This is a genomic window from Halorubrum luteum, assembly GCF_054652935.1.
Genome location: NZ_BAAIGT010000002.1, coordinates 1,949,101 through 1,971,882, shown reverse-complemented (window position 1 = coordinate 1,971,882; position 22,782 = coordinate 1,949,101). Strand labels below are relative to the sequence as shown.

The following is a 22,782-nucleotide window of genomic DNA, read 5'->3' as shown; positions in this document are numbered from 1 at the left end:
GGCGTTGCTTCAGCAGGCGGAGCCGGCGATCCCACCGCTGACGGCGGAGATTCTGGTGGTGTTCGCGATCATTGCGGCTGCGCTCGTCCTCTTCATCACGGAGCCGCTCCCGATCGACGTGACGGCGATCGGCGTGATGTTCGCGCTGATCGTGTTGGAGCCGTGGACGCAGGTGGACGCGGCGACCGGTATCGGCGGCTTCTCCAGCTCCGCGACGATCACCGTCCTCGCCATGTTCGTGCTCAGCGAGGGGATCCGTCAGTCGGGGCTGATCAACGAGCTCGGGGCGTGGATCGCCGACCGATTCGGCGACAGCCCATTTAAACAGCTGGTCGCAGTACTGGGGCTCTCCGGCGGAACGGCCGGGTTCATCAACAACACCCCGGTGGTCGCGATCATGATCCCGATGGTGAGTGCCATCTCGAAGAAGACCGGCGTCTCGCCGTCGCGGCTGCTGATGCCGGTGTCGTTCATGGCGATGCTCGGCGGCATGCTCACGCTCATCGGCACGTCGACGAACATCCTCGCGAGCGACCTCTCTGCACGCCTGCTCGACCGCCCGTTCTCGATGTTCGAGTTCACACAGCTCGGACTCATCGTCCTCCTCACCGGCGGGATCTATCTCGCGACGGTCGGCCGGTATCTGGTCCCCGAGCGGATCCGGATGGATGACGAGCTGATCGAGGAGTTCGAGATGACGGAGTATCTCACCGAGGTCGTCGTCCGCGACGACTCGCCGTTCGTGGGCAAAACGGTGCACCAGTGTCTCGAACAGATCGATGTCGACGCGGACATCGTCCAGCTCGTCCGCGACGACCAGGCGTTCACCGAGCCGCTCGCCCGCAAGGAGGTTCGCGAGGAGGACGTGCTCGTGCTCCGGACCGACCGGGAGAGTCTCATGACGCTCATCGACGCAGAGGGGCTTGATCTCGCACCGGATGCCGAGGTGACGGACGCACAGCTCACGACGGAGGCGGATGCTGTCGAGGCGGAGACGGAACAGAATCTCGTCGAGGTCGTCATCTCGCCGGAGGCGTCGATCATCGGCGAGACGCTGGAGACGCTGAACTTCCGGAACCGCTATGACGCGACCGTACTCGCGATCCGCCGTGGCGGGCGGGTCATCCACGCACGGATGGACGAGCGCCAGCTCCGCGCCGGCGACACCCTGTTGTTGCAGGCGACGGAGGAGACGATCCAGCGGTTCATCAACGACCGGAACTTCGTCGTCGGCGGGCGGCTCACCCGGCCAGACTTCCGCACCTCGAAGATCCCGGTCGCTATCGCGATCGTTGCGGGAGTCGTCGCGCTTGCGGCGCTGGAGGTCATGCCAATCGTCGTGAGCGCGCTCGGCGGTATCGTCGCGATGGTGGCAACGGGCTGTGTAAAACCCACCGAGATGTACTCCGCGGTCGACTGGAGCGTGATCTTCCTTCTCGCAGGGCTCATCCCGCTCGGCGTCGCGATGGAACGAACCGGTGCGGCCGAGTGGCTCGCGAGCGGTATCGTCGTTTACTCGACCGGCCTCAACGTGATCGTCGTACTCGGGTTGTTCTACCTGTTCACGGCGCTTATCACGAACGTCGTGAGCAACAACGCCAGCGTCGTGTTGATGATCCCGGTCGCCATCGACACCGCCATGGCGATCGGTGCCGAGCCGTTCTCGTTCGTGCTCGCCGTGACGTTCGCGGCGTCGACCGCGATGCTCACGCCGATCGGCTACCAGACCAACCTGATGGTGTACGGTCCGGGCGGCTACCGGTTCGGCGACTTCTTCCGCGTCGGCGCTCCCTTGCAGCTGATCCTCACCGTCGTCACGACGCTCGGGATCGTGTTCTTCTGGGGCGTGTAAATCGGACGCTCCGGACCGTGCGTCGTCGGCGCCGCAGTCACCGAACGACGACGACCGGAACGGGTGCCCGGCGGAACACGGTCTCCGCGACGTCGCCGACGAACAGCCGGTCGACGATGGAGCCGCCGTGACTGCCGACGACGACCGTGTCGAACTCCGTCGACGCCTCGACGATCGTGCGCGCCGGATGGCCGATCCGCGTTTTCGTGTCGACCTCGACCCCACGCTCGCCGGCGAGTTCGGCTGCGATCTCGAACACCGCCTCGGAGCGTTCCTCGGCGGCCGCCCCAACGTCGTCCTCCAGTGCGATCCCGGTCGCTCCACCCATCATCGGCGTCGCCTCCCCGACGACGTGAAGGACGGTTATCCTCGCATCCGGGTAGGCGTCGAGCGCGTACTCCAGCGCCCGCCGTGCCATCTCCGACTCGTCCATCGGCACTAACACTCGGTCGATCATGGTCGTCTCATCGCATCGCGAACGTAAATAGGTGGAGCCATCGGCCGATCGACTGCTCGATACCGGAGCTCCGTCTCAGTCGTCGGCCGGGATCGGGTCGTTCGTGAGGAGGTCGTGGTCGTCGAGGATGGCGATCGTCGCCAGCCGGATGGCGTGGGGCCAGCCGAGCGGGGTCGCGCTGTCCGGCGTCCCGTCGTCGAACAGCTGCTCGGGGAGGTAGCTCGTCTCCGCACACAGCGACCCGCCCGGCGAGACGTGTGCGAGCAGGTCGCGGGCACGCTCGGCGAGCCGCTCCGCACGCGGGTCGTCGTGGTCCGCGAGCAGGACCGCCAGCTCCGCGCAGGCGTTGGCGCCCCACGCGGTCGACACCGTCCACACCTTCTCGGAGGCCTGTCCGGCCTGCCGCCACCCGTCGCCCTCGTACCGGATCAGTCCGGCGATCGCGTCCGTCTCGTGCGCGAGTCCGTCGACGATCGTCTCGACGTGTTCGACCAGCCGGTCGAGTCGCTCCTCGCCGACACCTCCCACGGCCGCTCCGTGGGTCGCAGCCGTCGACTCCGCCGTCCGAGACAGGGCGTCGAACGATCGGTGAGCCGCCGCCAGCGACAGGGTCGCGGAGTCGAGTCTATCGTCGACCGCGCCGTCGGGCGTCTCGCGAAGCGCGTAACATCCCCGCTCGTCGATCCACAGGTCGTCGAGCGCGTCGTACACCTCACGAGCGCGCTCCGCGGCGTGTGCGGCGGGATCGCCGTCGACGCCCGCCTCGACCTCGTCCGCCTCGAGTCGCGTCCCGTGTCGGGCGAGATCGCTGTACGCCTCGAGGAACGTCGCGGTCGTATGGGTGAACCGACCGTTCGTGTCCTCCCACGCGTTCTGACAGACTACGGGTCGCCCGTCGTCCGCGAGCGTCTCGTCGAGGCTGCCGAGCGCGCGGACCAGCGCGGCGTCGAGCCCGTCGATGTCGACGCCGGCCGCTCGGGCCCGCGAGAGGAACGCGATGACGCTGCCGGTCTGATCCGCTTGGTAGTCGACCCCGGAGCCATCCTCGATGCGGGCGTTCGCCCAGCCGGGGGCGAGCGCGCCGTTGCGCGGCCAGACGCGGTGTGGCCACGAGCCGTCCGGTCGCTGCGTCGCCACGTACATCCGGGCCGAGCGCTCGTGCCAGTCGCCGAGACCGACACCGAGCCGGGCGTCAGCGTCGAGCAGAAACGTCGATATCTCCGCGTCGTCGCGGAACCACGTGTAGCCGTAGCCGCCGGAGTGGAGGAAGTGTGGGTCGAAATCCGGACCGGCGATCCGGAGCCCGGTCGCCGCCGACAAAAGCGAGAGCACCCGGAGGTCGGCGACGATCGCCTCGCGCTCCGGCACCGAGTCCGGGAGCGACGGGGTCGCCTCGCCCGCGGCTTCGACGAGCGCGTCGAGATCGCCGAACTCGTCGAACAGCTCGTCGAGTCGGTCTCTCGCGGCCTCGCGAGTCGTTTCCGGCCGCTCGGTGAGCAGCGACCCGACGACGGTCGAGCCGTCCTCGAACGGAACGGCCGCGAGGAGCTCGCCGGAGAGCTGCTCCTCCTCGTACCGCTCGCCGTCGCGATCCCGGGGGAGGTCAACCGGGTCGGGGCCGAGGATCTCCGGGATCGTCATCGGAAGCTCGCCGCCCAGCGCGTCGAAGCCGGTTGCGCTCGCGAGGTAGTCGTGTTCGGTGTCGTGGTACACCTCCACCGCGTCGTCGAAGCGGAGCTGCCCCACCTGGTGCTCCCGACCGTCCGGCGAGAAGACGGCGTAAACCGCCAGCGAAAGCGCCGACGGGTCGACGTCGGCGTCCGGATCGGGCTCGACGGTCACGTGGGTGAGATGTGCGTCGCCGATCGTCAGGTCGTGTCGCCGCACCGTCGCGACAGCCGTCTCGTGCACCGTCCGTACCAGCGCCGTCTCGCCGACGTACGACTGATGCGTCTCGACGTCGTCAAGCCACGTCACGTCGCCGGCGACGATCAGGCCGAATCGCGCCCGCGTGAGTCCGGCGTGGCCGGTGAGCGGAGAGCCGAAATCGCGGAGCCTCCCGTCGGCGTCGACGTGGACGAGTCGCCCGCCGGTCCCGGTAAACCGCCCGGAGAGAGTCCGTCGCTCCCCGGGGAACCGGGTTGCATGGCCGACGTGGCGCTTGTGATCGTCGATAGCGTCTCGAAGTTGCATTACCGCTTCCTCGGTGTTCCGACGGTATCAACTTTTGGTGTAATTATTATTCACACGTTTACCTCGGAAGCTCGGGACGAAAGAAACGCTCAAGCCGGCCGGGACCGGGGTAGGTGTATGCACGAACCCGGTCCACCCCGGGCGACGAGCGTCGGCGAGCCCGTCGAGCTGGCACCGCGAGATCCGGATCCTGCGGGCACGTACACGTGGCGGCTTCGGGAGGCCCCCGACGCGAGCGTCGACGATAGCCGACCGATCCTTCGCGGCGGCGCGACGAGCCGGGACGACGACCCGGTCGTTTACCTTCATCCGGACGTCCCCGGAACGTACGTTCTCGAGCTCGATGCCCCGGACGGCACGCATCGCCAGCGCGTTCGGGCGTTTCCGGACGAGCGCCGACGAACCGAGATCCGCGTCTCGCACGACGAGCTTCTGGCCGCAGCGACCGACGAAGACGAGCGCTGCGGCGATATCGACCGCGTCTCGCTCATGTGGGCGCACAACGACAACCTGCTCGCCCGTGACCGTGCGGAACGCGACGGCGACGAGTGGGTCGTCGACACCCGAGTTCCGCCCGGCAGTCACGGGTTCGGGTTCGTCGTCGACGACGACCCCGCAAACCAGCATCGTGGCGTTCACGAGGTCCCCGGCCCCGGCCGACCGACAGCGTCGCTGTCGGCGACGGTCGATGGTGATACCCTGGTCGTGACGGCCGATCCGGCGTCTCCACCCGACGCCGAGTCGACGTCGGTCGACCGGGATAGCGATGTCGGCGTCGACTTCCTCATCGACGACCGCGACGCGGAGCCCGGGACGATCGACGCGCTGGAGGCACGGGCCGACGGCAACACGCTCTCCGTCCCGATCGCGGAGCTTCCGGACTCGGTCCGGATCCACGCGGTGCCACACGCAGCCCGATACGGCGTGATGAAGACGATCCGGATCGACGTGGTGGACGAGGGAGTCGCTGCCGAGGGAGTCGCTGCCGAGGGCACGCGACAGGTCACCGGAGACGACTCGCTTCCGTCGCTCACGGGGACGGACCCTTCCGTGCGTCCGGCGTGGGCGACTGCGCCGACGATCTACGAGGTGTACGTTCGGTCGTTCGCGGGAGAGACGCTACGGACGACGTTTACCGAGATCGAACGCCGACTCCCGTATCTGGAGAGTCTCGGGGTCGACGTGCTCTGGCTGACGCCAGTGCTGGCCTCGCCGACGGAGCACGGGTATCATGTCACCAACTACTTCGACACCGCGGACGACCTCGGATCCCGCGAATCGTTCGAGTCGCTCGTCGACCGCTGTCACGCCGCGGATATCCGCGTCGTGTTCGATCTGGTGATCAACCACACCTCCCGCGACCATCCGGCGTTTCAGCTCCACGCCGCCGGCGTCGACGCGTATCGAGACCACTACCGCCGAGCAGCCGCCGACGTCGACGTGAGCGACACCGACTGGGCCGCGCTTGCACCCGTCGACGGCCGCGACGCGGCTGCGAACGCGGCCGCCGCACCCGAGTACTACTTCAACTGGGAACGGATCCCGAACCTGAACTTCGACTCGCTCGCGGTCAGGACCTGGCTTCTCGACGTGATCGACGAGTGGGCAGCCGTCGTTGACGGGTTCCGTGCCGACGTGGCATGGGGCGTTCCACACGGGTTCTGGAAGGAGGTCGCCGACCGCGTACCCGACGGATTCCTGCTGCTCGACGAGACGATCCCGCACGACCCGTTCTACGGTGAGGGTGAGTTCCACCTTCACTACGACAGCTCGCTGTACGGAACGCTGCGGGAGATCGGCGCGGGTCGGGAGCCGGCGGACGCGATCGCGGGGGCGTTCGAGCGGGCGCAGTGGCTCGGCTTCGACGATCCGAGCGCACAGATGCGCTACGTCGAGAACCACGACGAGGAACGTTATATCGCGGCACACGGAGAGCACGCCCAGCGCGCCGCGGCCGCAGTCACGTTTACGCTCCCCGGCGCGCCGATGGTGTACGCCGGGCAGGAGCGCGGTGCCGAGTCGGCTCGCGGCCCGTTCAGCTGGCACGACGGCGACAACGCCCTCACCGACTACTACCGACGCCTCTCCGAACTCCGTGACGCCGAGCCTCGTCTCCGCACCGGCGAGGTCGTCTTCGACGGTCCGACGACGGATATCGACGTCGTCGACGGCGATGAGCGGGCGGTAACCGCGTACGTGCGGACGAGCGACGGTCCTGTGAGCACTGCGTCCGACGACGGGGCGCACGACGTCGGGACCGGGGCGGACGGGCTCCTCGTCGTCGTCAACTTCGGTGATCGACCGGCGACCGTCTCCGTGCCGGACGTCTTCACGCACGACCTGTTCGGCGATGACCCCGTCGAGCGCGGCGAGGTATCGGTCGACCACGCCGCCGTACTCGAACCGACCGAGCCGCCGTGAGACCGTTGGCTACACGCGACGGCGGACTCGACGTCACTCGCTACTTTTGTGTGGCCGGCGACTCCGATCGCTCGTCGTACGTGGCGACGGCGCGGTCCGCGCGCTTCGAGAGTCCGTGCGGGTTTCGCGCTGGCGACCGGTCCTTCGCTCGCGCGACCATCCCGTCGGAGCTCCCGGTGACGATGCCGCCGACGACGTCGCGACCGTTCCCGAGCCATCGTGACGGCGTTCCGTCACCACGGACGACGTCGCGGGCGGCGGAGACCGCGTCGGACACCGCGTGCGACGCGGTCCGCATGAACGCCGTGGGCCGAAGCCCGTAGTTCTTCAGTAGCCGGTAGGAGAGCGCCCGGTACTTCCATCCCCAGTCACGCGAGTCCCGCCCGCCGTCGGCCGCGGTTCGGGTCGGGATCTCCTTGGTAACCGCGAGCTCGGGCTCCCAGACCACCTCGTGGCCGGTGTTCGAGAGCCGATGGGCGGCGTCGCGTGCGCCCCCGGTGTGTAGATACTCGTCGAACCCGTCGAGATCCCGGATAGTCGACCGCCGGAACGCGACGTTCCCGCCCGCGAAGTACGTCACGTCGCGTCCCGCGATCGTCCGTCTCTCCGGTTCGTCGGTCTCGCCGTCGATGGATGCGTCGGATCGCCGAACCGGACCGGTCACGACGTCGCCGCGTTCCAGTCCCGCAGCCACGGCGTCGACCCACGACTCGCCGATCCGATTGTCGTAGTCGACGAGCCCGAGCACGTCTCCCGTCGCGACCTCAATCCCGGCGTTTCGTGCGACGTTGACGGTCCGGTCGGACGTTTCGACGAGCACGTCGACGTCGTCTCGGTCCCGCACCATCCCGGTGGTCCCGTCGGCGGACGGACCGTTTACCACGATCACCTCCGCACGCGGCGCGTGAGCCGCCAGCGCGTCGAGGCAGGCGGCCAGCTGGTCTCGACCGTTGAGCGTCGGGACGACGACCGAGAGGTCCATACCACCCGTTGCACGCCGAAGAGGTAAAAAGGGCTTCCTCAGACGGTCAGGAAGTACACCTGCTTGCGCGCGTCCTTGAAGCTGTAGCGGGAGTCGACGAGCCCCTCCTCCTCCAGCCGGTTGAGCGCGTACCGAACGGTGCGGTCGGGGAGCAGCGACTCCTCCGCGAGTCCGCCCTGTGAAAGCGGTGCATCGCCTTCGAGCACTTTGGCGACGAGCTTGGCGCTCGGCGGGAGCTCACGGAGCCGGTTGCGGTACTCGGATTCCGATAGGCGGTCTTGGTCAGGCGTCTCCACGTGACTGGTACTCATAATTCAGTGAAACTGTTTCCCGTTCGTAAAGGTTGTCTACATATGGGGGAATCTACTTGCAACAATATAAGGTACTAATATCACTTCTCGGCTTCTATTTATACTAATAATTCATAGTACATCTGATACACCGCGACGCGTCGCTCCTCGCTCGGTCTACGTCGTCATCCAGTACGGTTTTAGTCGTTCGGAGTGGATGACTGCTTAACGTGAAGGGACAGGACTGGTATCAGGCCGACGAGGTCGCCGAAGAGTACGACGACGTCCGCTTTTCCGGCGGCGGGACGCTCATCGACAACCGGGAGAAGGAGGCGGTGCTCTCCGCACTCGGACCGATCGAGGAGGGCCATCGGGTCCTCGAAGTCGCCTGCGGGACCGGCCGGTTCACCACGATGCTCGCGGACCGCGGAGCCGATATCATCGGACTCGACATCTCCCGTGAGATGCTCGAGCAGGGCAGAGAGAAGGCGGCTGCGGCTGGACTGTCCGACACCGTCGAGTTCATGCGCGGTGATGCTTCCCGGCTCCCGTTCCCGGACGACCACTTCGATTCGGTCGTCGCCATGCGGTTTTTCCACCTCATGGACGAGCCGCTCCCGTTCATGAAAGAGCTCCGCCGCGTCAGCAGCGATCAGGTGTTCTTCGACACGTTCAACCGACGGAGTCTCCGATTGTTGTACACCTGGCTGCTGCCGATGGGTTCCCGGCTCTACTCGGAACGGCAGGTCGTCGAGATGCTTAGCGCCGCCGACCTGACGCTCGCGGGAGAGGAACACGACTTCGTGTTGCCGTACGGGTTCTACCGGGAGCTTCCGGGCGCGATCGCGAACCCGTTCCGCGCCGTCGATACACTCATCGGCAACACGATCCCCGGGGATTACGTCGCCTCAGTCTCCTACTGGGACGCGAGAGTTCCCGAGTGATCACAGGTTCTCTTCGACGATCTCGCCGACCGCGAAGTTGGATTTCACTTCGGTCACTTCGATCTTCACGCGCTCGCCGACCTCGGCACCGGGGACGATGATGACGTACCCGCGCTCGACGCGGGCGATCCCGTCGCCTTGCTTTCCGAGATCCTCGATCTCGACGTAGCGCATCTCTCCGGGCTCGACCGGCGGCTGCGGGCCGTCGCCGGAGCGCGAGGGCGACTCCTCGGTTTCACGCGTTGACTCGCCGTCCCCTTCCGATCGGGAGATGAGCGCGATTCGATACGTCTCGCCGGGTTCGACGGAGCCGGTTTCGATCTCTCGGCGCGGCACCTCGACGACGTACTTGTCGCCGTCTTCACGAACATCGGCACTGAACAGACAGAGGAGTTTCTCGGAGATTTCCATAGTAGACTCCGCGTGCACGTTACGAACGGGTAATAATAGTAGTACCGCTGGCGCGACGAGCGACTCCCTCGACCTGAGACGCCTTCGCGTCGACGCTGGCTCCCACGCTCCGTCCCCGTCTCTCACGTCGTTCGCTGGTCGGTGGCGTGGGGATCGGTCTCGGTGTTGACATCGGTATCACTCTCGGCGTTAGCATTGCTCGCGCTGTCTATCGGCGTTCCGTCCCCATGTTTCGGCCCCTCCGAGTCGAACACGACGACGTCCACATCGGCCCGTTCCGCGGCGTTCGGATCGTACTCATCCCGGACGGCGATCGCCTCTGAGATCTCCCGGACTGCCCGCTGTTTGAGCGCGGCGGCGAGCCGCTCTGCCTCGTCTCGACCGATATCGCGGCCGAGCCCTTCACACTCGTGAGCGCGGACCATCCCCGCCTCGTCGACGGCCTCGCCCATCGGTTGGCTCGTTCCGCCGAGTGCGACGCTGAACGGATACGTCCGACAGACGAGCGGACGCGCGCCGTGGACGGTACACGCCCCTTGTCCATCGGTTTCCTCGTAGAACGTACAGTCGCCACAGTCGTCTGTCGCTATCGCCCACTCGAACGTCTCGCCGACCAAGTCGCCGTCGGCGTTCTCGTGGAGCCCGTACGGCATGGGTCGCGCGACGTCTCGCCAGTCGTACGTCTCCGCGAACTCCTCGCTCGCAGCATCGGCCAGCTCCCGTATCTCGCCCGGGAACGCCGTCGCCGTGTGGGGCTCCCGTTCGGCTTCCTCCCGGTCGGTGTCCACACGGTCCTCACCACGGGCGGGGTTATCTTCACCGTCTCTGTCGTCGTCGCTATCGCAGTGGCTTCCCGCCGTTTCGTATCCCGTACAACAACCCCCGCAGCGCGTACACTCGAATCCGATCGACTCGATGGCGTCGGCGAGCTCGTCGACGGCGAGCTCGCGTGCGCGTGCGAGCTCGGATTCGAGCGTCTCCATGGGTTCCCTCGGAGATGGCGGGAGTTAATACCGTCCCTCCGACGCCGCGAGGCGACAGTGTGCGCGACGGCTCGGCGGTCGTCGACCCGGCGCACCTATCCCTGACTTGGACGCATCTACGTCGGTCTCGAGTCGACCGCGACACCACCGACGAAGGAGCGAAGTGTTCGCGGCCCGTATCGGGCGTGCGTGAAGGAGTACGAACGAAAGGCGCTCCTCGAACGGGTCAACCGCGAGGCGGCGACGATCGGCGTCGACATTCCCGAGGAGATGTCGATCCGCGGCGAGACGATCGACCTTCGGACGTTCGTCTTCGAGATCGAGCGTCGCGACTCGATTCCACCCGGCGAACGCGACAGCGTCGATCGGGCCAAACGAAACCTCCGCCGCGAACGACTCGATCGACTAGAGCGGATCGAGGAGGGCGACGTGAGCTACGAGCGCGGCCAGGAGCTGGCGGCATCGATCATCGGTATCGACCGGGCGCTGGAAGCGCTAGAGAGTCTCGATGCTCCGGGACCGGAAGCGGAGGCGAAACGACAGGAGGCCGCCGACCGCAAGCGCTGGATGCACTTCCTCAAACAGGCGCTCGGTCGCGAGGAGTCGGGTGGCGGATCGCGGACGCGATTCTGACCCGAGGCGATTCACACCGCTCACTCACCGTGTTTAGCGTCGCTTACCGTCGTCCTTCGTGGGACCGCTCGGCACCTAGTTCCCGGTGAAGTCCATCCGTGTGTCGCTCATGTTCTCCGGAAGGTTTGCGGCTCCGACGCGGACGAACGCGTAGTCCTCGTCGACGAGATACACAGCTCCATCGTTGACCTTGATGTCGACTGCTTCGAGCACGGATCCCTTACACGGTCCGAAGTTGCAGTACCCCGTCTCCGTCTCGAACGTCGCGCCGTGTTTCTGACAGAAGACCTCTTCGTCGCGGACGAACGCCCCGTCACCCTTGTCGAGTCTGATGTCCGTCCAGTGTTGACAGTAGTTCCGATACGCGCGCACCACATCGTCGATCCGAACCAGGATCGCCTCCGCCTCCGTCGTTCCGTCCTCGGCCGCTCCCACGTCACCCTCCTCCTCATCAACTGCTTCCTCGTCGAGCGGTCGAAGCGTCACCAGTACCGTCCCCGCTTCGGGCACCTCCTCGGCGTCGACGATCCGTCGGTCGGCGTCCATACGCGAGCGTAGTCCGGTGCCGGTTTGAACGTTGTGCGTTCGGCTCCTCACGGACGTGCCGCTTCGAGATGCCGATTTGATATCGTTGTATACGGTTTACTGCCCCGCGATCTCGTCGAGATGCTCGAACGTTCCGTCGACGATCGCGTCGGCGATAGCGGTGATTTCGACGTCGTCGGGCGTCTCGTGAGGATACTTCCGCTGGAAGTACCGAAGCAGGTTCTCAACGTCGCGTTCGAGGAGCTCGCGCGCGTTGTCGTGATCGGTGGCGACGGCCTGTGGCCAGTCGAACACCGTAATTCCCGACTCCGCAACCGCGACGTTGTGTTCTGACATGTCGGCATGGATCCAGCCGTGTCCGTACGCCGTCGTCAGTTCGCGTAGGACCAGTTCGAGGACTGCGACCGCCTGCTCGGGTTCCAGCTTCGCGCGCGCGAGCTCGACCCCGTCGAACTTGTCCATCACGATGGCGTGCCGGTTGTGATCGACCGGACGAGGCACGTTTACGTCGGGGTACAGCGATTCCATCGCCTCGTACTCCCGTTCGGCCGCCTTCCGAGCGGTGTACATCCAGGAGACGTGGTTCCGGTCGGCGGTGTACTCGCGCTCCCTGTTCACCTCTCGGAAGTTGGTGTACCCCTCGCGATGGTACTTCAACGCGAGCGGCTTGAACGACTGTGCTTCGTACACGTCGCCTTCTTTCCCGAAGCCGAGCGGCGAGCCGACGCCGTCGATCGTCTCACGCTCCGCGAACGTGCGCAAGGCGAGCGCGTCGTACCCCTCGAAGGTGAGCTGATACCCCTCGTACTGGATCGTTTTCCGCTGGATTAGCTCGCGGTCGAGACATCGATCCAGCCGGTAGTCGACCTCCTCCGGTGTCAGATCGGCGTAGTCGGGAAGCTTATCGCGCCGAACCCACTCCGAGAAGCGCATCCCCTGCTCGACGCCCGAGAGAAGATAGAAATCCTCGGCGTCGAGTTCGGCCATGTCGGCGGCGACGTTCCGGACCATACCCGTCATACTCCGGCGATTCCTAAAAGGACCGCGTGTCGACTGCTTGGATGGATTGTACCGCATACCGCTATACAAAAATCAGATATCGCACCGTACGCAGCTCGCCGGCCCCACCGCTGTTCGATCTTCGCCCTCGACTGGTTGACTGGGTGTCGAGACGCCGGAGAGCGGTGCGTTTCGCCGGTGAGTCCTACAGCACCCGTTTTCCGAGGGCACTTGCGGCGAGCTCCGTCGCCAGCTCCGCGGTTTCGTTGTGTTGGTCGAGCGTCGGGTTCACCTCGACGAGCTCCATCGATCGAAGCGCGTCGGCGTCGTGAACGATCTCCATCGCGGTGTGTGCCTCCCGGTAGGTGACCCCGCCTCGGACCGGCGTCCCCACGCCGGGAGCCTCGTTCGGATCCAGCCAGTCGAGGTCGAGGCTGACGTGGACGCCGTCGGCGCCATCGTTCGCGGTCTCGATCGCCGCTTCGGTCACATCCGTGATCCCCTGCTCGTCGATGTCGGACATCGTGTACGCGGTAAATCCTCGTTCGCGAATCAGCTCCCGTTCTGCCTCGTCGACGGCACGGAGACCGACGAGGGCGACGCTCTCCGGTGAGAGCCCGGGCGCGTTCGCCCACTCCGTGTCGGCGAACTCGCCGAGTCCGAGCGCGGCCGCCAGCGACATCCCGTGGACGTTTCCGGAGGGCGTCGTCGACGGGGTGTTCAGGTCCGCATGCGCGTCGAACCAGACCACGCCGACGTCGGCGTCGCGGGCAGTTCCGACGAGCGAGCCGATCGCGATCGAGTGGTCGCCGCCGAGCGCGAGGGGGACTTCTCCGTTCGCCAGCGTTCCGGCGACCTCCGCGCCGAGCCGGCTGCAGACGTCCGCCGTCTCCCGAAGGAACTTCGCGTCGCCAGCCGTCGGCGGTTCGGCGTCGGGGTCACGCTCCTCCGCTCGCGGCACCGCGAGATCGCCGGCGTCGACCGTCTCGACGTTCGCACCCGCGAGCTCCTCCGCGAGCCCGCCATATCGTATCGCGGAGGGTCCCATGTCGACGCCGCGTCGGTTCGCTCCGTAGTCCGTCGGCGCGCCGATGATCCGTACCGTCGTCATACCGGGTCCGCGCGCCGACGCGGCTTCAATGGCGGGGGTCCGTACGCCGTCCTTTCGGGTGGATCCGTCAGCGTTTCCTCCGCGTTCGGGAGCTGCGAAGCGGCTAGCGGTCGAACGATTTAAACGCTCGTTCCATCGCATTTAAGCAGGCAGGCCATCTAGTCGGGCCTATGTCATCGATCGAGCTCACGTCGAGCCAGAAGACGATCCTCACGGCCCTTATCAACCTCTACGGGGAGGAGGAGGACGCCGTGAAGGGAGAAGCGATCGCCGGCGAAGTAGACAGAAACCCGGGCACGATCCGGAATCAGATGCAGAGTCTGAAGGCGCTCCAGCTTGTCGAGGGCGTTCCCGGCCCGAAGGGCGGGTACAAACCTACCTCGAACGCCTACGAGGCGCTTGACGTCCAGCGGATGGAGGACCCGGCGCACGTCCCGATCCAACACAACGGCGAGAACGTCGAAGGCGTCAACGTCGACGGGATCGACCTCTCCAGCGTCCACCATCCGGAGCTGTGTCGAGCCGAGATCCACGTTCAGGGGTCAGTCCGTGATTTCCACGAGGACGACTCGGTGACGGTCGGCCCGACCCCACTGTCGAAGCTCGTGATCGAGGGGACCGTCGACGGGAAAGACGACACCGCGAACGTGATCATCCTCCGGATCGACGATATGCGCGCACCCGCCGAGGAGCCCGCTCACTGATTGCATCCGTCGTCGCCTCGATCTCGGGACGGCTCTCCTTTTTCGTTGTTTTCCTTGCACACGGAGCGACGGCCACGGTTTTCCGGAGCGACGGCCACGGTTTTCGCCCGACACCGAGAGTTCGATGGTTACCTCGTTCCTCGTAGTCGACGGAACTGCTCGATCTTCGTGCTCTCGCGCTCGTTCGGCGATCTCACACGGCGTACGCTCGCGTCGCCGACACGAGCGCTTTCCGGTAGTCACTCTCGGAAGGGTCGGGGCCGAGCGCGAGGAACCGTCTTTTAAATGCGGCGACATCGACGGAGGGCGCGTCCGAACCGGCCGCACGCGCGAGGTCGTAGATACGGTGGCTCCGGGTGGCGAGGTCGTGTCGCTCCACCAGCGCGAGTGCGAACGCCGCGTTGACGGCGGTGATCTCCGGATCCGCGGTCGATGTCGTCGGTCGCGCTCCGTGCCGTGGCGGCCCGGGACGGTCCGCGACCGCTGCCGCCAGCGTCGACTCGAGAAAGCCGAGTAGCTTCCGTGCGGGTGCGACCGAGAGGGTGATGTCGTCCGCGTAGATATCTTTCATATGATTCGCTATCTGATAACAGTGCGCGAGCTTCCGCCGTTCGACCTCCTCGCCGGCGAGTCCGAGATACAGAGCCTCCTCCGTCGACTGAACGTGGGAGGCGTGGCCCTCCTCGTAACGCGCCATATGTGACAGTTCGTGGACCGCGAGTTCTCTGGCCATCGCGCTCGTCGCGGCCCGCTTCGAGACGTTCAGTACGTGGTGGTCGTCGTAGTGACCGGCCCACGTGCGCTCGTCGGGGTCATCGCGGATCCGGACGTGGACGGGATGTTCCAGCGAGAACTCGGTCTCGAAGAGGTCGGCGGCACCGAGAAACGGATCGGGGGGAACGTCCCCCTGCACGCGAAGGTCCATGTATGACGTTATCATGGTCTCGGTCGACAAGACTCTTATGTCGACGGTCGTGTGCAGATAAGCTGATTCCCTGCGAAGGGAAGGATCGGAGCCACTCGCCGGCGGTGTCTGCTTCGACGTTGCTGGAACAGCTTGATAAACGACAGCTTCCGGGTCGATCCGGAGAAGTTGGAATCGCTTTGCGAAGAGTTGTTCGAGGAGGTCAAAGCCATCGTACGCCAGCGAAAAGACCAGCACCCGGAAGCGATCTACGACGAGAAAAAGCGAGCTGCAGCAGTGGCTCGGCAACAAACCCACATAGCGATAGGCACACCCTGAGCGCCTGGAAACATCGGTATCTTCCTCACGGTCAGACGGCGAGCGAAGCGCTAGCGAGCCATAATGTACGCCCGGAACACTACCGGGCGAGAAACTACTAGTAGGCTCGGTGAAAGTGAACTCGCCTTTGACGGGTGATTTAGGCACAGCAGTACATTCATTACATCAGCATACTACGTACTGTGTATGCCCGTTCGTATCGAAGAGTTCGAAACAGGCGATCTTCCAAGTGGTCCGAGCGTTCCCAAGCAGGTACTCATCTACCTGTATACGAATCAGGACAAAGCGTTCACTCGGTCGGAAATTGCGACCGGAATCGAGGAAGACCCGAACACGGTCGGCACTGCCCTTTCCCGCCTGAAACGTCGTGATCTCGTCCGACATAAGGATGAGTACTGGGCGATCACGAGAGATCTGGAACGCGTACAGGATGCGTACGACCTCCATCGTGTGACGGAGCAGCTCAACGACGAGGATGGGGGAATCGACCCGGACGAGTGGGATGCGGCCGCTCCGGACGAGCCACATCCCAGCGAGAAGGACTGAGAAATGCAACCGGAACGAGGCGATGTCGTCCGCAGTTCCGACCCGTTCAAATCAGGTGAGGACAGCCAACGACCGTGGCTGATCGTCAATAACAGTTTGCACCCGTTCGCCGACGAGCAGTTCCTTACAGTCGCCGTCTCGACCAGGGAGTACGAAGACTCGCTTGCGCTGCGTTCCGAGGTGTGGGAAGTCGGCGGTGTCCCGCGCGAGTCGTTCGTCTCGCCATGGGCCGTTCACTCGCCACGGATCGAGGACCTGGTAGCGTGGCAGGGCCGGGTTACTGACGAATTCGTCGATACTGTCGTCGATAAAATAGAGACGTATCTACGATAATTCGAAATATACGCCCGGAACACTACCGGGCGAGGATCTACTAGTAGGCTCGGTGAAAGTGTATTAATCGCGCTGAGAGTCTCAAACGCGCAAAACCAGCACGTCTGTTCAAACCCATGGATCGAGTTCCTCACGCCCACCGAACGAATTTCGATCTTGGTACGTGTCGGTCATTGTAATAAGTCCAGCCGCAACCTGGTACGCTGGCGTCGTATCATCGTAGAGGAGAACGATGCCTGCGTGAACATCGGGTGGTAATCCACCGAAATCCTTCACGTCACTCGTCACGACAATCAGTTCGTGTTCTCGGGCGTACGGTAGAACATCCGCATCGTCATCTGCTCCCTGCCAGAGGACATCACGGACGTGCTCAGCGTGGATTTCTTCCTTCTCCAAATACGTCGCCGTCTTCGGATCGATGTTCTCGTCGAGTAGAAAGGCCCATCCGCTCATTTCACGCCGTGTCCGGATCGACGCCTTCAGGACGATTGATGGATCGTCGGAAGTCTTCCATAGCGTCTTCGCGTTCCTGTTCTACAGTATGCATCTCTCGCGGGTGGTCGTGATAGTACGCCAAGGCGTGGTACACATCAGCCACGTCGAGATCGTATCGATCAGCGACAGCCTCTGGATCTTCACCGCGCTCTTCGACGAGGGCGTACACCTGGCGGACGCTGATTCGGCGGCCACGGATGTGGGCTTCGTTCATCAGCTCATGTGCGACCCGCCGGGAGTCTCCCTCGGACATATATACACGTTGCTGCTACTCCCGCAAAAGCATACTGCTGACATCTCAACAAAAATATGACACCCGTCTTCAACTGTGTCACCCTCATCAATCGAGACGGTGGGGGTCACCGCTCTTCCGGACGTATTTGAGTGATAGCGCGGAGAACGATCCACGTGCGCGAAACGATAGAGGAGCGATCCGTAAACGGGTGTAAAGCTACGTTAGTATTCGACACCGGTGGGCCGGTCGGCAGTGACCACTTGATGATCGTCAAACCAGTCGGTACCGAAGCGGACTGGCTGATAAACCGGTGGTTCTACTTCGACGAGCAAACTGAGGCGTACATGTGGAACTTCGCCGAGAAAGTCTGTAGCGACGAAGAATACCGACAGCGGTCACTGGAAGAGACAGCGGACTGGAAGCGCGTCGCCAACCTGTACGAGCCACTCGCCCGCAGACTCTATCAGGAATTATCCTGCTCTGAACAGAGTGACTTTCCGATCATGAACGACAGCTCTCGGGCCGATTCGGAGAGGCTGGAATCACTTTGTGAAGAGTTGTTCGAGGAGATCAAAGCCATCGTACGGCAAGGAAAGGACCAGCACCCTGAGATCATCTACGATGAGAAAAAAGCCGAGCTACAGCAGTGGCTCGGCAACGAATCCACATAGCGACGGGCGCACCTGTGCGCCCGGACACATCGGTATCTTCCTCGCGGTCAGATGGCGAGCGAAGCGCTAGCGAGCGAGCCATAATGTACGCCCGGAACACTAACGACCGGTCTCATCTCCGGCGGCGTGCCGCGTCAACCGGGAAACCCTCGTGCCGGGCGACCGCCTGCGTGGCGGTGGACGCGTCGCGTGTGCGACGGCTGTCACGTGCTTGGGTTCTCCGCGTCGTCATCGCTCCCATACGGAAATACTCGCGCGGGGACTGATGGCACGCACGTACTGTAACCGGCCGAGCCATTTAAAAGACCGGTCGGTGGCCGTGGCGGTGTGAACGAAGAGGCGGTCAGCGTTTCAGCTGAGAAACACGGCGTTGACGACGCCCTGTTTCTCGTCGATGACGCAGACGATCTGATCGGTGGGCTCCGCCGAAGATAAACCATCGGCGGTGTACATACTTCGAGGAGTCGGAGTAACCGTTAAGGGGTATCGCGGAGACGCTCCGTATGATGAGCGCACGCACACCGTCCGGAGACCGGCTTGATGAGTGGGCCGAGCTGGTCGACGAGGACGTTCCGGAGGAGGTCCGCGCGGACGTCGCGGAGGAGGGGTCGGACCGATAACTTTCACCCCGCTTCGCGAAGCCTTTAGGCCGATGCCGGCGAAGAGTCGCCGATGGCGACCGAGGCCGCAGGAGTAGACGGTCCGCTGCTCGTCGATGGAGTTCTCCAGCGCCGGCAGTATCAGCTTCGGCTCGCGGAGTCGGCACTGGACGACCACACGCTCGTCTGTCTTCCGACCGGGCTCGGCAAGACGACGGTCAGTCTGCTCGTTACCGCCGAACGGCTGCACGAGACCGGCGGCACCGCGCTGTTTCTCGCGCCGACGAAGCCGCTCGTTCAGCAGCACGCGGAGTTCTATCGGGAGGCGTTGGCGATCCCCGACGAGGAGATCGTCGTGTTCACCGGCGACGTACGTCCGGACGACCGGGGCGCGCTCTGGGCGGACGCGAGAGTCGTTATCGCGACGCCACAGGTCGTCGAGAACGATCTCGTCGGAAGCCGGATCTCGCTGCGGGACGTCACCCATCTCACGTTCGACGAGTGTCACCGCGCGACGGGCGACTACGCGTACGTGTACATCGCCGACCGCTATCACGCGGACGCCGCAGACCCGCTCGTGACGGGGATGTCGGCGTCGCCCGGCGGGGACACCGAAGAGATCGAGACGGTGTGTGAGAACCTCGGGCTTCGGAACGTCGAGGTGATGACGGAGGCTGACGCAGACGTCGACGAGTACACCCACGACACCGACGTCAGGTGGGAGCAGATCGAGCTGCCGAACGAGGTGCTCGAGATTCGTGACGCGTTGAACGAGGTGATCACCGACCGCCTGGAGAAGCTCAAATCACTCGGCGTAACGAACACGACGAACCCGGACCTCTCCCAGCGGGACCTCAACGAGATGCGCGGAAAGCTCAAGCGGATGATGGACAACGACCAGTCGGAGGGGTACAAGGGGATGTCGACGCACGCGGAGGTGATGAAGCTCCGGCGGGCCGTCGAACTGGTCGAGACCCAGTCGGTTGAGTCGGTACGGCGGTACTTCGAGCGCCAGCGCAACGCCGCGCGGTCGTCTGGGGCATCGAAGGCGAGCCAACGGATGATCGCGGATCCGACGGTTCGCGAAGCGATGCGGAAGGCGGAGTCGTTCGACGGGCTCCACCCGAAGTTCTCGCAGGCGCGAATCCTGTTGGCCGAGACGCTGGGGATCAACGGCGGCGAGCGCGCGATCCTCTTCACGGAGTCGCGGGACACCGCCGAGGCGCTCGTGGAGTTTCTCTCCTCCAGTTTCGACGTCAGGAAGTTCGTCGGCCAGGGCGACAAGGAGGGATCCGACGGGATGAGCCAGACCCAACAGCAGGAGACGCTGGACGCGTTTCGTGCGGGCGAGTTCGAGGTGCTCGTCTCCACCAGCGTCGCGGAGGAAGGGCTTGACGTCCCCGAGGTCGACCTCGTCTGTTTTTACGAGCCGGTCCCCACCGCGATCCGGTCGATCCAGCGAAAAGGGCGAACGGGGAGACAGGCGAAAGGCCAGGTCGTCGTCCTGATGGCTGAAGACACCCGCGACGAGGCGTTCTTCTGGATCTCTCGAAGACGGGAGAAGAAGATGGAACAGGAGCTGTCGGCGCTCAAGGAGGCGACCGACGAGATCGAGGCGTCCGTCTCCGGCGAGGGGCAGGCTGACCTCGAGGCGTTCGCGGATGAGGATGACGAGAGCCCTGCCGTCGCCGCCGACGATGCTGCGACTGACCACGGCTCCGGTGACGCCGCGACCGAAGCCGACGGCGAGGCGGCCGACGAGACCGACGATAACGGGATCGTTGCTACTGCCGGCATCGAAGACGGCGTCGAGATCGTGATCGACCAGCGCGAGCTCGACTCGTCCATCGCAAAGGAGCTCTCGAAACGGGAGGGACACGTGACCCGGCTGGAGACGCTTGCAGTCGGCGATTACGTTCTCTCCGACCGCGTCGCAGTCGAGCGAAAGTCGGCGGCGGACTTCGTCGACTCGATGCTCGACGCGGACCGGTCGATGTTCGAGCAGATCGGCGAGCTGTCTCGGGCGTATGCCCGGCCGGTGCTCGTCGTCGAAGGGACGAATCTCTACGGGCAACGCGACATCGACCCCAACGCGATCCGTGGTGCACTCGCGTCGCTCGCCGTCGATTTCGGAATCAGCGTTCTCCGAACGGAAGACGAGACGGACACGACGGAGCTGCTGGCGACGGTCGCCCGCCGAGAGCAGGAGACACGAGACCGCGAGGTGAGCGTTCACGGCGAGAAGACGACGAAGACGAAGGCTGAACAACAGGAGTACGTCGTCTCCTCGATCGCCGACATCGGACCAGTCACGGCTCGCTCCCTGCTCGAACAGTTCGGGTCGGTCGAGGCGGTCATGACCGCATCCAAGGAGGATCTGCTCGACGTCGACGGCGTCGGTTCGGTGACTGCGGAACGGATACGGGAGGTCGTCGGTAGCGAATACGCGTGAACCGGCTCGGGAGCGACACGCCGCGACGCCCGGATTTTTATCATCGTCGGTCGAAGGCCACGTATGACGAAACGTATTCTCGTCGCCATTGACGGATCGGACGAGTCGGTGAACGCCCTTCGGTTCGCGGTCGACGAGTGGCCGGACGCCGAGACCACCGTCCTTCACGTGATCAATCCGGCCGACTCGACGACCGGCGCTGAGGGCGGGTTCCCCGGTGCCGTCGACCAGTGGTACGAGAACGCCCGCCAGCGAGGTGAACGGCTCCTCTCGACGGCCGCCGACGCGGTCGACGCTGACGTCGACACGCGGTTAGAGCTCGGTCGCCCGACCGCGACGATCCTCGACGTCGCCGCCGGAGATGTCGACGAAGACGACGATCCGTTCGACCACGTCGTGCTCGCGAGTCAGGGCCGAACCGGTCTCTCCCGAGTCGTCCTCGGTAGCGTCGCAGAAGGCGTCGTTCGCCGTGCCGACGTGCCGGTGACGGTCGTTCGGTGATTCGTATCGCTCCACCGCAACGGCCGTGCGTAAGGAACGTACTCAAAAGGGATGCGGGCGTACGAACGCGTAATCGACTGGGTGGATTACAGGACTCGGTTCCGAAGTTCGGAGTCACCCGTGAGCCGAGTGACGTTGTCGGCGAGTATCTCCGCCACCCGCTCGAAGTAGTCGGGCGTGTGTCCAGCGTTGTGCGGCGTTATCGTCACGTTACCGAGTCCCCACAGCGGATGGTCCTCGGGTAACGGCTCCGGGTCGGTGACGTCGAGCGCGGCGCTTCGGATCTCGTTGTTCCGGAGTGCCGAGACGAGCGCATCGGTGTCGACGACCTTTCCGCGAGCCACGTTGACGAGAACGGCGTCCGGGCGCATCGTTCGGAACGCGTCGGCGTCGACGAGTCGCTCCGTCGTTTCCGTGAGCGGACACGCGAGCACGACGTACTCCGCGTCCGAGACCGCCGCGTGGAACCGGTCGAACCCGACCACGCGATCCGTGGGACCACCTTTCTCCGGACTGTAGCGTACGCCGACGGTCCGGACGTCGAACGGTTCCAGCCTATCGACGACGGTGGTGCCGATCGCCCCGAGTCCGACGACCGCGACCGTCGACTCGAACAGCTCGGTCGAGGGAAAGCTCCGCCACTCTCGACGTGCCTGCTGGCGATATGCGCGGTGGAACTGACGAGCGTGACCGATCATCGCGCCGACGACGTACTCGGCGATGTTCGGGCCGTGGACGCCGGATGCGTTCGTGACGGCGACGCCGTGCGCCTCGAACGCCTCCATCGGGAGGTGGCCGGTTCCGGCGTACACACACGCGAAGAGTTCGAGGTTCTCCGCGGTCGCGAGCGCCGACTCCTCGACATCGAGACCCACCGCGACGCGTGCGGTTTCGAGGAGCTCCCGCTCCTCCTCTGGTGTCTCCGCCAACGCCACCTCGTGATCGGGGAGTCGCTCCCGAATCTCCGAGGCCAGTTCCGGCGCGCCGACGCCGTGGATCGTCTGCCGCAACACCGCGATATCTGGATCGCTCATGGGGGTCCGACGGCCGCCCCCGTGAAAAGGCTCCGCGTCCCGGACATCGAGTGCCGGAAGGCACGGATCCCAAATCGGCCGCCGGACCGCATACGTCCGGTTCTCGCCGACCGCTTCCGGACCCCATTTAACGGTGCCGCCCCTGAT

23 protein-coding genes are annotated in these 22,782 nt (G+C 64.8%); 10 read left to right on the top strand and 13 right to left on the bottom strand.

Annotated features, from left to right (window positions below; translation table 11 throughout):
• Nucleotides 1–28 precede the first annotated feature (28 nt).
• Nucleotides 29–1,852 carry an SLC13 family permease gene (locus ACYQ0R_RS09720; protein ID WP_459825734.1) on the top strand — a complete coding sequence of 608 codons (1,824 nt, stop codon included), beginning with the start codon at nucleotides 29–31 and terminating at the stop codon, nucleotides 1,850–1,852.
• Nucleotides 1,853–1,889: 37 nt separating this feature from the next.
• On the opposite strand, the gene ACYQ0R_RS09715 is transcribed toward ACYQ0R_RS09720, so the two are convergent.
• Both ACYQ0R_RS09715 and ACYQ0R_RS09710 read right to left on the bottom strand, forming a co-directional pair.
• Nucleotides 1,890–2,309 carry a universal stress protein gene (locus ACYQ0R_RS09715; RefSeq protein WP_459822978.1) on the bottom strand — a complete coding sequence of 140 codons (420 nt, stop codon included), beginning with the start codon at nucleotides 2,307–2,309 and terminating at the stop codon, nucleotides 1,890–1,892.
• Nucleotides 2,310–2,384: 75 nt separating this feature from the next.
• Nucleotides 2,385–4,502, bottom strand: a complete 2,118-nt coding sequence (locus ACYQ0R_RS09710; protein WP_459822975.1) for a DUF7997 domain-containing protein — start codon at nucleotides 4,500–4,502, stop codon at nucleotides 2,385–2,387.
• 117 nt (nucleotides 4,503–4,619) lie between these two features.
• Here ACYQ0R_RS09710 and ACYQ0R_RS09705 point away from each other — a divergent pair, with 117 nt between their 5' ends.
• Nucleotides 4,620–6,923 (top strand): alpha-amylase family glycosyl hydrolase, encoded by a 2,304-nt coding sequence (locus ACYQ0R_RS09705; RefSeq protein WP_459822972.1) that lies wholly within the window; start codon nucleotides 4,620–4,622, stop codon nucleotides 6,921–6,923.
• A gap of 40 nt (nucleotides 6,924–6,963) precedes the next feature.
• Here the strand turns inward: ACYQ0R_RS09705 and ACYQ0R_RS09700 are convergent, their stop codons facing one another.
• Nucleotides 6,964–7,905 (bottom strand): glycosyltransferase family 2 protein, encoded by a 942-nt coding sequence (locus tag ACYQ0R_RS09700; RefSeq protein ID WP_459822969.1) that lies wholly within the window; start codon nucleotides 7,903–7,905, stop codon nucleotides 6,964–6,966.
• Nucleotides 7,906–7,943: 38 nt separating this feature from the next.
• Nucleotides 7,944–8,216: a MarR family transcriptional regulator gene (locus tag ACYQ0R_RS09695; RefSeq protein WP_459822966.1), complete on the bottom strand. Its 273-nt coding sequence runs from the start codon at nucleotides 8,214–8,216 to the stop codon at nucleotides 7,944–7,946.
• A gap of 209 nt (nucleotides 8,217–8,425) precedes the next feature.
• Between ACYQ0R_RS09695 and ACYQ0R_RS09690 the strand changes: the two genes are divergently transcribed.
• Nucleotides 8,426–9,139 (top strand): class I SAM-dependent methyltransferase, encoded by a 714-nt coding sequence (locus ACYQ0R_RS09690; RefSeq protein ID WP_459822963.1) that lies wholly within the window; start codon nucleotides 8,426–8,428, stop codon nucleotides 9,137–9,139.
• Here the strand turns inward: ACYQ0R_RS09690 and ACYQ0R_RS09685 are convergent, their stop codons facing one another.
• On the bottom strand, nucleotides 9,140–9,550 hold the full coding sequence (locus ACYQ0R_RS09685) for a TRAM domain-containing protein (protein ID WP_459822961.1): 411 nt from the start codon (nucleotides 9,548–9,550) through the stop codon (nucleotides 9,140–9,142).
• 122 nt (nucleotides 9,551–9,672) lie between these two features.
• On the bottom strand, nucleotides 9,673–10,533 hold the full coding sequence (locus ACYQ0R_RS09680; RefSeq protein ID WP_459822958.1) for a YkgJ family cysteine cluster protein: 861 nt from the start codon (nucleotides 10,531–10,533) through the stop codon (nucleotides 9,673–9,675).
• A 189-nt stretch (nucleotides 10,534–10,722) separates the two neighbouring features.
• Between ACYQ0R_RS09680 and ACYQ0R_RS09675 the strand changes: the two genes are divergently transcribed.
• Nucleotides 10,723–11,166, top strand: coding sequence for a DUF5788 family protein (locus ACYQ0R_RS09675; protein WP_459822956.1), 444 nt, complete (start codon nucleotides 10,723–10,725; stop codon nucleotides 11,164–11,166).
• 75 nt (nucleotides 11,167–11,241) lie between these two features.
• Here the strand turns inward: ACYQ0R_RS09675 and ACYQ0R_RS09670 are convergent, their stop codons facing one another.
• The 3 genes from ACYQ0R_RS09670 to rocF all read right to left on the bottom strand — a co-directional run bounded on the left by ACYQ0R_RS09670 (nucleotide 11,242) and on the right by rocF (nucleotide 13,822).
• Complete coding sequence (locus tag ACYQ0R_RS09670) at nucleotides 11,242–11,712, bottom strand: Rieske (2Fe-2S) protein (protein WP_459822954.1); 471 nt, start codon at nucleotides 11,710–11,712, stop codon at nucleotides 11,242–11,244.
• A 96-nt stretch (nucleotides 11,713–11,808) separates the two neighbouring features.
• Entirely contained in the window at nucleotides 11,809–12,723 is a 915-nt protein-coding gene (locus ACYQ0R_RS09665; protein ID WP_459822951.1) for a serine/threonine-protein kinase RIO2, read from the bottom strand.
• Between the two features lie 193 nt (nucleotides 12,724–12,916).
• A complete protein-coding gene (gene rocF / locus ACYQ0R_RS09660; RefSeq protein ID WP_459822948.1) occupies nucleotides 12,917–13,822 on the bottom strand; it encodes an arginase in 906 nt (301 codons plus the stop codon).
• Between the two features lie 170 nt (nucleotides 13,823–13,992).
• Between rocF and ACYQ0R_RS09655 the strand changes: the two genes are divergently transcribed.
• Nucleotides 13,993–14,526: an Rrf2 family transcriptional regulator gene (locus ACYQ0R_RS09655; RefSeq protein ID WP_459822946.1), complete on the top strand. Its 534-nt coding sequence runs from the start codon at nucleotides 13,993–13,995 to the stop codon at nucleotides 14,524–14,526.
• 193 nt (nucleotides 14,527–14,719) lie between these two features.
• Here ACYQ0R_RS09655 and ACYQ0R_RS09650 read toward each other — a convergent pair whose 3' ends face one another.
• Entirely contained in the window at nucleotides 14,720–15,451 is a 732-nt protein-coding gene (locus tag ACYQ0R_RS09650; RefSeq protein ID WP_459825732.1) for a DUF5781 family protein, read from the bottom strand.
• A 504-nt stretch (nucleotides 15,452–15,955) separates the two neighbouring features.
• Here ACYQ0R_RS09650 and ACYQ0R_RS09645 point away from each other — a divergent pair.
• Nucleotides 15,956–16,315: a helix-turn-helix domain-containing protein gene (locus tag ACYQ0R_RS09645; RefSeq protein WP_459822943.1), complete on the top strand. Its 360-nt coding sequence runs from the start codon at nucleotides 15,956–15,958 to the stop codon at nucleotides 16,313–16,315.
• A gap of 3 nt (nucleotides 16,316–16,318) precedes the next feature.
• A complete protein-coding gene (locus ACYQ0R_RS09640) occupies nucleotides 16,319–16,648 on the top strand; it encodes a hypothetical protein (RefSeq protein ID WP_459822940.1) in 330 nt (109 codons plus the stop codon).
• A 108-nt stretch (nucleotides 16,649–16,756) separates the two neighbouring features.
• Here the strand turns inward: ACYQ0R_RS09640 and ACYQ0R_RS09635 are convergent, their stop codons facing one another.
• Nucleotides 16,757–17,101 carry a DUF5615 family PIN-like protein gene (locus ACYQ0R_RS09635; RefSeq protein ID WP_459822937.1) on the bottom strand — a complete coding sequence of 115 codons (345 nt, stop codon included), beginning with the start codon at nucleotides 17,099–17,101 and terminating at the stop codon, nucleotides 16,757–16,759.
• Nucleotide 17,102: 1 nt separating this feature from the next.
• Nucleotides 17,103–17,396, bottom strand: coding sequence for a DUF433 domain-containing protein (locus ACYQ0R_RS09630; protein WP_459822934.1), 294 nt, complete (start codon nucleotides 17,394–17,396; stop codon nucleotides 17,103–17,105).
• Nucleotides 17,397–17,551: 155 nt separating this feature from the next.
• Here ACYQ0R_RS09630 and ACYQ0R_RS09625 point away from each other — a divergent pair, with 155 nt between their 5' ends.
• The 3 genes from ACYQ0R_RS09625 (at nucleotide 17,552) to ACYQ0R_RS09615 (ending at nucleotide 21,601) form a co-directional block, all read left to right on the top strand.
• Entirely contained in the window at nucleotides 17,552–18,049 is a 498-nt protein-coding gene (locus ACYQ0R_RS09625; protein WP_459822932.1) for a hypothetical protein, read from the top strand.
• A gap of 672 nt (nucleotides 18,050–18,721) precedes the next feature.
• A complete protein-coding gene (locus tag ACYQ0R_RS09620) occupies nucleotides 18,722–21,100 on the top strand; it encodes a DEAD/DEAH box helicase (protein ID WP_459822929.1) in 2,379 nt (792 codons plus the stop codon).
• Between the two features lie 63 nt (nucleotides 21,101–21,163).
• Complete coding sequence (locus ACYQ0R_RS09615) at nucleotides 21,164–21,601, top strand: universal stress protein (protein WP_459822927.1); 438 nt, start codon at nucleotides 21,164–21,166, stop codon at nucleotides 21,599–21,601.
• Nucleotides 21,602–21,687: 86 nt separating this feature from the next.
• Here ACYQ0R_RS09615 and ACYQ0R_RS09610 read toward each other — a convergent pair whose 3' ends face one another.
• Nucleotides 21,688–22,635, bottom strand: a complete 948-nt coding sequence (locus tag ACYQ0R_RS09610) for a D-2-hydroxyacid dehydrogenase (protein ID WP_459822924.1) — start codon at nucleotides 22,633–22,635, stop codon at nucleotides 21,688–21,690.
• Between the last annotated feature and the right edge of the window lie 147 nt (nucleotides 22,636–22,782).